This window comes from Mesorhizobium sp. RSR565B (genome assembly GCF_054719465.1).
In genome coordinates, this window is the sequence record NZ_JBTTIE010000001.1 from 3225042 (window position 1) to 3237024 (window position 11983).

General features: G+C 64.2%; 14 protein-coding genes. 8 read left to right on the forward strand and 6 right to left on the reverse strand.

Annotated features, from left to right (window positions below):
* Positions 1 to 19 precede the first annotated feature (19 nt).
* The 3 genes from ACYG9R_RS15675 to ACYG9R_RS15685 all read right to left on the reverse strand — a co-directional run bounded on the left by ACYG9R_RS15675 (position 20) and on the right by ACYG9R_RS15685 (position 2867).
* Positions 20 to 1810 carry a cation:proton antiporter domain-containing protein gene (locus ACYG9R_RS15675; RefSeq protein WP_023686587.1) on the reverse strand — a complete coding sequence of 597 codons (1791 nt, stop codon included), beginning with the start codon at positions 1808 to 1810 and terminating at the stop codon, positions 20 to 22.
* A gap of 184 nt (positions 1811 to 1994) precedes the next feature.
* A complete protein-coding gene (locus ACYG9R_RS15680; protein ID WP_023686586.1) occupies positions 1995 to 2447 on the reverse strand; it encodes a baeRF12 domain-containing protein in 453 nt (150 codons plus the stop codon).
* 165 nt (positions 2448 to 2612) lie between these two features.
* On the reverse strand, positions 2613 to 2867 hold the full coding sequence (locus ACYG9R_RS15685; protein WP_155923307.1) for a hypothetical protein: 255 nt from the start codon (positions 2865 to 2867) through the stop codon (positions 2613 to 2615).
* Between ACYG9R_RS15685 and cysG the strand changes: the two genes are divergently transcribed.
* From cysG to ACYG9R_RS15715, 6 genes are all read left to right on the forward strand, one after another.
* Entirely contained in the window at positions 2866 to 4317 is a 1452-nt protein-coding gene (gene cysG, locus ACYG9R_RS15690) for a siroheme synthase CysG (protein WP_023686585.1), read from the forward strand. The genes ACYG9R_RS15685 and cysG overlap by 2 nt on opposite strands.
* Positions 4314 to 4607 carry a DUF2849 domain-containing protein gene (locus ACYG9R_RS15695; protein ID WP_023686584.1) on the forward strand — a complete coding sequence of 98 codons (294 nt, stop codon included), beginning with the start codon at positions 4314 to 4316 and terminating at the stop codon, positions 4605 to 4607. The genes cysG and ACYG9R_RS15695 overlap by 4 nt, the downstream gene beginning before the upstream one ends.
* Positions 4608 to 4642: 35 nt before the next feature.
* On the forward strand, positions 4643 to 6313 hold the full coding sequence (locus ACYG9R_RS15700; RefSeq protein WP_023824632.1) for a nitrite/sulfite reductase: 1671 nt from the start codon (positions 4643 to 4645) through the stop codon (positions 6311 to 6313).
* The gene (locus ACYG9R_RS15705; protein ID WP_023691979.1) at positions 6288 to 7052 is read left to right on the forward strand and encodes a phosphoadenylyl-sulfate reductase; all 765 of its coding nucleotides are present in this window, start codon (positions 6288 to 6290) and stop codon (positions 7050 to 7052) included. Before ACYG9R_RS15700 ends, ACYG9R_RS15705 begins: the two co-directional genes overlap by 26 nt.
* Before the next feature lie 116 nt (positions 7053 to 7168).
* The gene (locus ACYG9R_RS15710) at positions 7169 to 7702 is read left to right on the forward strand and encodes a DUF934 domain-containing protein (protein WP_023686582.1); all 534 of its coding nucleotides are present in this window, start codon (positions 7169 to 7171) and stop codon (positions 7700 to 7702) included.
* A gap of 42 nt (positions 7703 to 7744) precedes the next feature.
* Entirely contained in the window at positions 7745 to 7867 is a 123-nt protein-coding gene (locus ACYG9R_RS15715; RefSeq protein ID WP_023683053.1) for a hypothetical protein, read from the forward strand.
* A gap of 149 nt (positions 7868 to 8016) precedes the next feature.
* Here ACYG9R_RS15715 and ACYG9R_RS15720 read toward each other — a convergent pair whose 3' ends face one another.
* Both ACYG9R_RS15720 and ACYG9R_RS15725 read right to left on the reverse strand, forming a co-directional pair.
* Positions 8017 to 9039 carry a fatty acid desaturase gene (locus tag ACYG9R_RS15720; protein ID WP_023669767.1) on the reverse strand — a complete coding sequence of 341 codons (1023 nt, stop codon included), beginning with the start codon at positions 9037 to 9039 and terminating at the stop codon, positions 8017 to 8019.
* An 84-nt stretch (positions 9040 to 9123) separates the two neighbouring features.
* On the reverse strand, positions 9124 to 9324 hold the full coding sequence (locus tag ACYG9R_RS15725) for a hypothetical protein (protein ID WP_023824631.1): 201 nt from the start codon (positions 9322 to 9324) through the stop codon (positions 9124 to 9126).
* Between the two features lie 259 nt (positions 9325 to 9583).
* On the opposite strand from ACYG9R_RS15725, the gene grpE reads away from it, so the two are divergent.
* On the forward strand, positions 9584 to 10213 hold the full coding sequence (gene grpE, locus ACYG9R_RS15730; RefSeq protein ID WP_023691975.1) for a nucleotide exchange factor GrpE: 630 nt from the start codon (positions 9584 to 9586) through the stop codon (positions 10211 to 10213).
* Between the two features lie 119 nt (positions 10214 to 10332).
* Positions 10333 to 10965 (forward strand): trimeric intracellular cation channel family protein, encoded by a 633-nt coding sequence (locus ACYG9R_RS15735; protein WP_023744087.1) that lies wholly within the window; start codon positions 10333 to 10335, stop codon positions 10963 to 10965.
* Positions 10966 to 11058: 93 nt separating this feature from the next.
* Here ACYG9R_RS15735 and olsB read toward each other — a convergent pair whose 3' ends face one another.
* Positions 11059 to 11934, reverse strand: a complete 876-nt coding sequence (olsB, locus tag ACYG9R_RS15740) for a l-ornithine N(alpha)-acyltransferase (RefSeq protein WP_023683057.1) — start codon at positions 11932 to 11934, stop codon at positions 11059 to 11061.
* Between the last annotated feature and the right edge of the window lie 49 nt (positions 11935 to 11983).

Sequence of the window (11983 nt, forward strand, 5' to 3'; positions counted from 1 at the left end):
GATGCGCCTGTGGCAAGCCTCAGGCCGGGGAGGGCTCAATGGCTTCGGGGCGCGGCATCGGCTTTTGCTCCAGCACTTCTTGCACGATGCCGCGGGCGATCTCGCGTTCGCCCATGATGACGGTGTCGGCGCCGAGGCCTTTGAGATGCTCGACCTCGGCATCGGAATGGGCCCTCGCTATGACGTTGATGCCGGGATTCGCGGCGCGTGCCCTGAGCACGATCTGCCCGGCCTCGAACGCGTTGGGGATGGCAAGGATCAATCGCCTGGCGCCCTGCGGATTGGCGGCGGCGAATACACCTGCATTGGCCGCGTTGCCGGAGACGATTTCGACGCCGTCGTCTCTCAGCCTCGCCAGCGTCTTGTCGGCGTCCTCGATGACCAGGAAGGACAGCGATGCCTGTTTCAGCGCCGCGCCGACCAGGCTGCCGACGCGGCCGTAGCCGATCAGGATGGTGTGGCCCGAAAGCGTTGTGCGTGGCGGTGGGCCATCCTCTTTTGCCGCGGCGGCCACCGAGGCCACTTGTCCGGGCTGCGTCGCCGGGCCGACCGGCTTGGCCTCTTCCGGTGGTGCTGCCTTGGCGGCGCGCGCGTCCAGCCATGGCTTCATCCAGTCGAGGGCGAGGAACATCAGCGGATTGGCCAGGATCGACAGGATGGCGCCTGCCAGGATCAGGTCGCGTCCCTGTTGCGGCAACAGCTTCAGCCCGACGCCGAGCTCCGCCAGGATGAAGGAGAATTCGCCGATCTGCGCGAGGCTGGCCGAGATCATCAAGGCGGTTCCCAGCGGATAGCGGAAGGCGATGACGATGACGAAGGCGGCCAGCGACTTGCCGATGACGATGATGGCCAGCGTCGCCAGGATCGGCCAGCCATTGCTCATCAGGCTGAACGGATCGAACAGCATGCCGACTGAGACGAAGAACAGCACCGAGAAGGCGTCGCGCAGCGGCAGTGATTCCTCCGCCGCGCGGTGGCTGAGCTCGGATTCGCTCATGATCATGCCGGCGAAGAAGGCACCGAGCGCCAGCGAGACGCCGAACAGTTTGGCGGCGCCGAAGGCGACGCCGAGCGCGATCGCCAGCACCGCCAGCCGGAACAGTTCGCGCGAGCCGGTATGGGCGACGTAATGCAGGATCCACGGAATGACGCGGCGGCCAACCACCAGCATGACGATGACGAAGGCGACGACCTTGGCCAGCGTGAGGCCGACGACGCCCCAGATGCCGAAGCTGGCCGGCAGCGACAAAAGGCTCGCATGGTCATCGACCTGCGGCTGGCCGCCGAGCACGCCGGCCAACGCCGGCAAAAGCACCAGCGCCAGCACCATGGCGAGGTCCTCGACGATCAGCCAGCCGACGGCGATGCGGCCGCGCTCGGTCTCGATCAGCCGTCGCTCCTGCAACGCGCGCAACAGCACCACTGTGGACGCGACGGAAAGCGCTAGGCCGAAGACGAGGCCTGCGCCCATCGACCAGCCGAGCATCCAGGCAAGGCCGGCGCCCAGCGCGGTGGCAAAGCCGATCTGGACGATGGCGCCGGGTACGGCGATGGCGCGGACGGAGAGAAGATCCTTCAGCGAGAAATGCAGGCCGACGCCGAACATGAGCAGGATGACGCCGATTTCGGCCAGCTCATTGGCAAGACCGGCATCGGCGACGAAACCCGGCGTGTTCGGTCCAACCAGCACGCCGGCGACGAGATAGCCGACCAGCGGCGGGATGCGAAAACGGTTGGCGAGCGCCCCGAAGATGAATGCCAGCCCCAGACCGGCGACGATGGTGGCGATAAGGGGCGTGTCATGCGGCATTGTCTATGGAGCGCCTTTCGGGAAATGTCGGGTGTGCGCCGCCCGCAGCCGCCGCCTTTGCAATATGGTGGAGGGGGTGCGGGCGACGCAACCCGCGAGACGTAAATTGGTGGCCAGAGGCGCCGAAAAACGAAAGGCGCGCGCAGCGAAAACGCTGCGCGCGCGAATGATCTATGAGATAGCGTCAGGCTGCCTGCTGCAGCATGGCCTCGATGTCGATCAGCGGGCGGTTGGTCAGTGTCTTTGGGATCTCCGCCTGCACCTTGTCGGTGACTTCCTTGTGCAATTTCTTGCGCATGGTGCCGAGCACCAGCGGCGGCGCGACCAGCACGATGTCGTCGAAGATGCCGTGATGGGCGAGCTTGTAGAGCCGGTCCGCGATCTCTTCGGCAAAGCGTTCCTTGCCCTGCCGGTGCCAGTCGGTTTCCTCAACCGCGCTGCGATGCACGGAGGGGCCGTCATTGTAGCGGCCGGGACTGTCGCTGCCTTGTTCGCGCGTTGCCGGATTGTCCTGGTTCATCTCCTGGAAGAGCTGCAGGTGCGGATAGAGATTGTCGCCCTCGTTCTTCAGGAACAGCGCTTTCTCGCCATCGGCCACCATGACCAGAAGGCCATGTTTCAGGTTGATCTTGCTCATTTGCGGGCTCCTGCTTGAAGGTTCAAATCCAGCCGACGATTGTCTGTTACGGCAGGGGCAGAACGCGTGGCGAAGCGGGAACGTTCCACTTCGTTCGCCGAGATCGCACGCAGCCATATCCAGCCCGATCTAACGTCCATCGGAGCAATGTCCGAGGTGACGGCTTTAATCTACTAAATTAGTAGAATTTAGAAAAAACAATTTTGCAGCTTGGCCGCCTGCCGGATAAAAGAGCCGCAGAACAAGGCCTGCGGCAGCAGCTTGAATCCGCCTGATATGCGGATGTGGAATATTTTTCTCTTGGCCCTTTGGCTTGCGGAAAACCGATTGCCTCCCGTCAGGGGATGCGCGAGTGGGTTCCTTCAGCTTTTTCGCGTCCGCGCCTAAAACTGCCGAATTGTTCCGGAATCTGTTCGTCATGCCGCACACCAATCCCAAGCTCACCGCGTTCCCGGTCTTCATGCGGGTCGAAGGCGAAGCCGTGGCCATCGTCGGCGGCGGAGGCGAAGCGTTGGCCAAGGCGCGGCTACTTGATCAGTCGAGTGCTGTGCTTCGCATCATTGCCGATGTTGCCGACGCCGAATTGCTGAGCTTCATCGCCACGACCGGCGCCATCCGTATCGACGCCCCCTACGACGCCGCGCATCTCGAAGGCGCGGTCCTGGTGTTTGCCGCCAGCGGCGACGAGACGCTCGACCGCCGCGTCGCCCACGATGCGCGCCGCCTTGGCATTCCGGTCAATGCCGTCGACCGGCCGGAGCTATGCGATTTCTTCACCCCGGCGCTGGTCAACCGCGCCCCGGTCGCCATCGCCATCGGCACGGAAGGCGCGGGTCCGGTGCTGGCGCAGATGCTGCGCAGCCGCATCGACCGCATGCTGTCGCCGTCGCTCGGGCCGCTGGCAGCGCTTGCCGCCTCGTTCCGGGGTGCCGCCGAAAAGCTGCTGCCGAAAGGCAACGCCCGCCGCCAGTTCTGGAGCAGTTTTTTCCAGGGTGCACCGGCGCGCGCCGTCGAAGCCGGCGAGCTTTCGCAGGCGCATGACGCCGCCGCCGATCTGTTGCTGTCGAAGGCTCCGGCTTCGGGCCATATCGCGTTGGTTGGCGCCGGGCCAGGTGCTGAGGATCTTCTGACGCTGCGCGCGCATCGGCTTTTGATGGAAGCCGACGTCATCGTCTATGACGCGCTGGTGCCGGAGGCGATCGTCGCCATGGGCCGCCGCGACGCCGAGCGGCTGCCGGTCGGAAAGCGCAAGGGATGCCACACCAAGAGCCAGGCCGAGATCAATGCGCTGCTGGTCGATCTCGGCAGGCAGGGCAAGCGCGTCGTGCGGCTGAAGTCGGGCGACCCGCTCGTGTTCGGCCGCGCCGGCGAGGAGATGGCCGCACTGCGCGATGCCGGCATCGCCTATGATGTCGTCCCCGGCGTCACCGCCGCCTTTGCCGCCGCCGCCGACTTCGAGCTGCCGCTGACGCTGCGCGGCGTCTCCTCGTCGATGGTGTTCACCACCGGCCATGATCTGAAGGGCAATTCGCTGCCGGATTGGGCCAAGCTCGCCATTTCCGGCGCCACCGTCGCCGTCTATATGGGCCGCTCGGTCGCCGCCGAAGTCGCCGGACGACTGATCGAGGCCGGCCTGTCGCCGGACACGGCGGTTGCCGTGGTCGAGAATGCCAGCTTGCAGAACCGCCGCCGTTTCCACGGCACGCTGGCCGATTTGCCGTCGCTGGAAGCGCGCGCCGATCTGGCCGGTCCGGTGATGACCATCATCGGCGACGCGGTTGCCGGCGCCAACTTTGAACGTTCCGAGCCGCTCGCGGCACATAACTATGAGGGCGCCGCCAACGCGGCCGACGCAGAGGTCGAGCCATGAAGATACTGACCGCAAACCGCCTCTCCGACGGCATCGCCGTCTGGTACGCCGATGGTGGCTGGGCCGAGACGGTCGACCATGCCGACCTTGCCCATGACCAAGCGGCAGAGGACAGGCTGGAAGCAATCGGCGCCAAGGCCAACGCCAACAATCAGGTTGTCGACGTCAATCTGATCGACGCTGAAGTCGTCAATGGCATCGTCGTGCCGATGCGGCTGCGCGAAAAGATCCGCGCCGCCGGCCCGACCATCCGGGAAGATCTGGGCAAGCAGGCTGCGCGGGCAGCGTAACAAAATACGGGCGGACGCGCCCTGAAAGACGAAACATGTACCGCTACGATGAGTTCGACCACGATTTTGTCCAGGCCCGCGTCGCCGAGTTCAGCGACCAGGTCGAACGCCGGCTGTCCGGCGAGATCACCGAGGATCAGTTCCGGCCGCTGCGGCTGATGAACGGCGTCTACCTGCAGCTGCACGCCTACATGCTGCGCATCGCGGTGCCCTATGGCACGCTGAACAGCGCGCAACTGCGCATGCTCGGCCACATCGCGCGCAAATACGACAAGGGCTACGGCCACTTCACCACGCGCCAGAACATCCAGTTCAACTGGCCGGCGCTGTCCGACATTCCGGCGATCCTGGCCGATCTCGCCAGCGTCGAGATGCATGCCATCCAGACCAGCGGCAATTGCATCCGCAACGTCACCGCCGATCACTTTGCCGGCGCCGCCGCCGACGAGGTCGCTGATCCGCGCCCCTATGCCGAGATCCTGCGGCAATGGTCGTCTGTGCATCCGGAATTCTCGTTCCTGCCGCGCAAGTTCAAGATCGCGGTGACCGGGGCCGAGCGCGACCGCGCCGCCATCCAGACGCATGATATCGGTCTGCATCTGAAGAAGAACGCCGCCGGCGAGCTCGGCTTTGCCGTCTATGTCGGTGGCGGCCAGGGCCGCACGCCGATGGTGGCGCGCAAGATCCGCGACTTCCTGCCGGAAGCCGACCTGCTGTCCTACTGCACGGCGATCCTGCGCGTGTACAACCTCTATGGCCGCCGCGACAACAAGTACAAGGCGCGCATCAAGATCCTCGTCCACGAGACCGGCGTCGAGGAAATCACCCGCCAGGTCGAGGCCGAATGGCAGGAGCTGAAGGACGCCGAGCTGAAGCTGCCGGAAGCCGACATCCGTGCCATCGACGCCTATTTCGCGCCGCCGGCACTGACCGCCCGGCCGGAAGGCGACGCGGCGATCAAGCTGGCGCGGCTCGATTCCAAAAGCTTCTCGGATTGGCTCGACCAGAATGTCGTGACGCATCGCCATCCTGACTATGCCGCGGTGACGATCTCGCTGAAAGGCATCGGCGAGGTGCCGGGCGATGCCACCGACAGCCAGATGGAAGCGGTCGCCGACATCGCCGAGAAATACGCGTTCGACGAACTGCGCGTCAGCCATGAGCAGAACCTGATCCTGCCGCATGTGGCGCGCGCCGATCTCAAGGCTGTCTATGATGCGCTGGTCGATATTGGTCTGGCGACGGCCAATTCCAACCTGATCAGCGATATTATCGCGTGCCCTGGCCTCGACTATTGCGCGCTGGCGACGGCGCGCTCGATCCCGATCGCGCAGGAGATTTCGCTTCGCTTCGCCTCGCTGGAGCGGCAGCGCGAGATCGGCGAATTGAAGCTGAAGATTTCCGGCTGCATCAATGCCTGCGGCCACCACCATGTCGGCCATATCGGTATCCTCGGCGTCGAGAAGAAGGGCTACGAACTCTACCAGGTGACGCTTGGCGGATCGGCCGACGAGAACACCTCGGTTGGCGAAATCATCGGCCGCGGCTTCTCTTCGGAAGAGATCACCGACGCCATCGAGCAGATCGTCGACACCTATCTCGGCCTTCGGCTCGGTCCCAGTGAACGTTTTATCGACGCCTACCGCCGTGTCGGTCCCGCGCCGTTCAAGGAGGCGCTCTATGCTGGCGAAACCAAGGCCGCTTGACCGCATCCTCGACGTCGACGACAGCATCGCCGCCAAAGCGGCGGGCTTCGACGCGCTGTATGGACATCTGAGCCCGCTCGACATCATCGAACGCGCGGCGAGCGAATTGTTTCATGACGAGATCGCCGCCGTGTCGTCCTTCGGCGCGGATTCCGCCGTCCTGCTGCATATGATCGCCAAGGTCGACCGCACGCTGCCGGTCATCTTCCTGGACACCGGCAAGCATTTCGAGGAGACGCTGGGCTATCGCGATGCGCTGGTCGCCGATTTCGGGCTGACCAACATCAGGGTGATCAAGCCCGAAGACGCGGCGCTCGAACGGGTCGATCCGACCGGCAATCTGCACCAGAGCAACACCGATGCCTGCTGCGACGTGCGCAAGGTCGAGCCGCTGGCGCGCGGCGTCGCCCCCTTCCGGGCCTGGCTGACCGGCCGCAAGCGCTTCCAGGCGGCGACGCGAGCCGCGCTGCCGGTGTTCGAGGCGGTCGGCCCGCGCGTACGCATCAATCCGCTGGCGCACTGGACGACATCCGATCAGGCCGACTACATGCGCGCGCATGCGCTGCGCGAAAATCCGCTGGTTGCGTACGGCTATCTGTCGATCGGCTGCTTCCCATGCACGCAGCCGGTGCAGCCGGGCGAAGATGCGCGCAGCGGACGCTGGGCCGGTCATGCCAAGACCGAGTGCGGCATCCATCTGTCGGGACTGGAAGTGTCGCTGACCGACGCATCCCTTTAAGCTATGGTGATATTCAGGTGAGGTTGGCCTGCAACGGCGGCTTCCGCCCGGAGGCCGCCGGTTTCGTGTGGACCGGCTTTCGCGGACTTCGATTTTGGGGCTTTTAGGAATTTTCGATGACTGAACCGACGACAGCGGAGACCCGCCTCTGGACCCGGACGGGTTTTCGCGAGGACGAGTGGACACATGCCGAAAGTGCGGATGCACTGGCGGGCAATGGCCGCTTCATCCTGCCGTTGCAGGCATTTCTCGGCCTCGATGCCGAAGTGCGGCGCTCGGCCAAGGAGCGGCTTGGCGTCGCGCTGCAGCCCGGCGACCAGCTGGAAAAGATTGTGGATCTGCTCGACCAGCTGTCGCTGGTGGCGCTGGCCTTCCCGGCCTTCAGCGACGGCCGCTCGTTTTCCAAGGGCGAATTGCTGCGCAGCCGCTACCATTTCGAGGGCGCGGTCCGCGCCACTGGCCAGGTGCTCGTCGACCAGCTGCCGCATATGCTGCGCCTCGGCTTCGACGAGTTCGAAATATCCAACCCGGTTCTGCTGAAGCGCCTCGAAGAAGGCCGCACAGGAGGGCTGGGCCTTTACTATCAGCCGACCGAAGCGTCGGAGCCGAAGGGGCCGAAATACTCCTGGCGGCGCGTTCGCAACAGCTGACGCAGCGGTAATTTCGCCTGTCTTTACAAAGACTGTGATCTCTTGGCTGTCCGGACGGAAGTATCCGCCAGGCAGGAAGCCGCGCTGATCGGCGGCAACACCAATGCAGCGACCATCATGATCGCCGAAAAGGCGGCTGACGTGATCAGGGCTGCAAGGTCCTGATGCGCGAGGAGCGCAAGGCCACCTGAGCAGATCTTCTGGGAGATGCAGCCGCGCCTTTGGTGCGGCGGTTTATTTTTGTTTTATGCGATCCCGAGGGAAAGCGCTGCGCGGCCTTCCCGGGAAAACCGCTTCACTTTGCTGGAATGCTTTCAGGCCAAAGCCCGCGCTTCGCGAAACGAGACCAGCTTGCGGCGATTCTCGTCCCATAGCGCCAGCTTGACGCAGCGCAGGCTGTCGAGAAGCGTGACGCGGCCGATGCCGCGCAGTTCCGGATAGTCGCGCAGCACTTCCTGCAGCCGGTAGCCCGGCACCTTGGCGGAGAGATGGTGCACGTGATGGACGCCGATATTGCCGGTGAACCAGTTCAGCACCGGCGGCAAATCGTAATAGGACGAGCCGTGCAGGGCGGCACGCTGGAATTCCCACTCTTCGTCCTTCGCCCATTCCGTCTCCTCGAACTGGTGCTGGACGTAGAACAGCCAGATTCCGGCCGATCCGGCCAGGATCACGATCGGCAAATGGACGATCAGGAAAGCGCCGGGGCCGACCAGCCAGATAAGCAGCGCTGCCGCGACCGCGATGCCGAGATTGGTGGTCATCGACGACACCCAGGGCGTCAGGCCGCCGCGCATCATGCCGACGGGCAGCCTCTGCTCGAAGATGAACAGCCAGATCGGGCCAAGGCCGAACATCACCAGGGGATGGCGGTAGAGACGATAGGCAAGGCGTCCCCGCCAAGACAGCTGCCGGTATTCAGCAACCGTCAACGTCCTGATGTCGCCCATGCCGCGCTCGTCAAGATTGCCGGCGCTGGCGTGATGGGTGGCGTGCGCGCGCCGCCAGCAATCGTAAGGGGTCAGCGTCAGCACGCCGAGCGCGCGGCCGATCCAGTCGTCGGCAGTGCGGTTGGCGAAGAAGGAGCCGTGGCCGCAATCGTGCTGGATCATGAAGATCCGCACCAGAAAACCGGCGGCGGGAAGGATCAGGATCAAGCCCCACCAGTGGCCATAGGAATAGGCTGCCGAAGACAGCGCCCACAGCGTAACGAAAGGAATAAGGGTGATGGCGAGTTCAAGAGTGCTGCGTCGCCGGTCGGGCTTCTTGTAGCGCGCCAGGATCTTCAACCAGGCGCGCTTGCTGTTGGCGGCCGTCTCGGGGGAAATCATGTTCATCAGGAAGCATAGGCGGGGCGTCCCGCTGCCGCAAGGAAAAGCTCACGCAAAATTACTGCGCGTAATTGTCGCGCGATAGCATCGCTATTGACGGCGTTGGCCGCCGGCCATGCTGCCTTCTATGCCGTCCAGCCGGTCGAGCAGGTCCCGGAAACGGGCGGGAATATCGGCCTCGGTGCGGAAGGCCGGCAAGGTGCGCAAGAAGCGCGTCGTCGCCTCGGTGCCGAACTGGCGCCTGATGTCGGCGGCGAGCTCTTCGCTTCTGTTGCCAGTATTGCGGTCCATTGTCTCAAATCCTGTGTCGGTTTCAAAACTCCTCCAAGCTTTGAATGGTTCCCCATAGCGGGGTATTGGCAAGCAAAGGCTGCCGTTACGGTAAAGTTTGAATTAATTTTGAACGTCCTTGCGCCCCGCACCAAGTCCGACGGGCTGCCCGCAACATTGCCTGCTGTGGGGCGTCCTCCTGGGCTTGCCCCTTGATTTTTGGCCGCCAAACCTCGATATCGGGCGCAAATCCAAACCATTCGAATGACGGGAAATGGCGATGAGCGACCAGACAAAAGACGAACGCGCGCCCGAGGATATCGAAACGGCCGAGGCCGAGCGCACGCAAGGCGGCATCGACGGCGACTATGAAGCGCTGGTGCGGTTGCTGAAGGAAAACGAGGAGCTGAAGGACCGCGCGCTGCGCGTCGCAGCCGAGATGGAGAATCTGCGCCGCCGCACCGCCCGCGACGTGCATGATGCGCGCGCCTATGCGGTGGCCAATTTCGCCCGCGACATGCTGTCGGTGTCGGACAATCTGCGCCGCGCGCTCGATGCTATCCCCGCCGAGGCGAAAGCGGCCGGAGATGCCGGCTTCAAGGCGCTGATCGACGGCGTCGAGATCACCGAGCGCGCCATGCTGTCGACGCTGGAACGGCATGGGGTGAAGAAGCTCGAACCGGAAGGTGAGAAGTTCGACCCGAATTTCCACCAGGCGATGTTCGAAGTGCCCAATCCCGATGTGCCGGCCAACACCGTCGTCCAGGTCGTGCAGCCGGGCTATTCGATCGGCGAGCGCGTGCTGCGGCCGGCCATGGTCGGGGTCGCCAAGGGCGGCCCCAAGATCGCGGCCACCGAAGCGCCGGTCGAGCCGGGGCCGGTGAACGAGCAGGCCGAGAAGGATGCGTGAGTAGGGTAGGCAGTAGGGAATAGGGAATAGGGAATAGGGAATAGGGGCAGGCGTATCAATCGCGCGGCTTCGTGTTATTCATACTTTCCCTAATTCCCAATCCCTACTACCTCATGTCCCTGACACCCATCGACCTCCTCGACTATGCTGGCGTCGCCGTCTTTGCCGCGACCGGGGCGTTGGCGGCTTCGCGCAAGCAGCTCGACATTATCGGCTTCCTGTTTCTGGCCAGCGTCACCGGCATTGGCGGCGGCACGCTTCGCGACGTCATCCTCAACCTGCCCGTCTTTTGGGTCGCCAACTCCGGCTATGTGCTGGTTTGCGCGGCGGTTGCGGTGCTGGTCTTCTTCATCGCCCACCGCGTCGAATCCCGCTGGAAATGGCTGCTCTGGCTCGACGCCATCGGATTGGCGGCCTTTTCCGTAATGGGCGCGGCCAAGGGGCTGGCCATCACCGGCTCGCCGGTCGTCTCCGTTGTTATGGGCGTGTTGACCGCCACATTTGGCGGCATCCTGCGCGATCTGCTGGCCGGCGAGCCATCGGTGCTGCTCAGGCCCGAAATCTACGTCACCGCCGCACTCGCGGGCGCCGGCCTCTACACACTTGGCGATCTTGCCGGCCTGCCGCCGCTCGCCTCGGATGTCGCCGGCTTCGTCGCGGCTTTCCTGGTGCGCGGCGGCGCGCTGAAATTCGGCTGGACCTTTCCGTCCTACAAGAGCCGCCCGGGACGGCGACCGGAGGATATTCCGTAGGGAGAGGGATTAGGGAATAGGGAATAGGGAATAGGGAATAGTCGGTAGTCAGCAATTCGCGGCAGCCTTCACTACTGCCTACTGCCTACTGCCTCACGCCGCAAAGCGCTGCGCTTCCCCGCCATAATAGTTGACGTAGCGGGCGCCGATTTCCTTGACCGGCATCACCACGAACACATCGACGGTGGAGAACTCACGGTCGATGACGCAGCCGTCGCCGATGCGGGCGCCGACGCGCAGATAGCCCTTGACCAACGGCGGCATGGCCGCAATCGCCGCCTTGGCGTTGACCGCCTCGATCGGCATCAGGTCCATCGAGCAATAGCGCCCGGAGACCGCCCGCACATCCCAGGCGGAGTTGGTCCGGCAGTGATGGGCAAGGTAGGTGAGCGCCTCGGCATGTGCAGCCGGCACCGTGCCAGGGAACGAGGCACAACCGGTCATCACGCCGATCTCATAGTGGTTGATGTAGGCCCAGATGCCTTGCCACAGCGCCTCGATGGTGCGCTTCGAGCGGTATTCCGGCAGCACGCAGGAGCGGCCGAGCTCAAGGAAGCGCTGGCCGGGATGGCGGGCGATCAGCTTGGTCAGTTCGAACTCGCCTTCGGAATAGAAGCCGCCGGCGGTCGCCGCAATCTCTTGCCGCAGCAGGCGGTAAGTGCCGACGATGCGGCGATGCTCGGGGCCGGAGATCGAGGTGTCAAGCACCAGCAGATGGTCGCACAGCGGGTCGAAGCGGTCGGCGTCGCGCCGGTCCTGCGCCTGGAACAGGTCCTTCCTGGCGCCAAGCTCGTCATAAAACACCCGGTAGCGCACTTCCTGCGCGGCGGCGATCTCGGCCTCATTGCGGGCAAGCCGCACTTCGAGATTGCCGATACGGCCCAGCGGTGCGCCTGTTGCGACGGCATCGGCGTTCCGCGCGGCGAGCAAAGCGCCGCCTGCGCTGGGCCGAGTGTCACATTCCGGCATAACTGTATGCACGAGTGATTCTCCTTCGAGCCATCCCTCTTGGCACGGG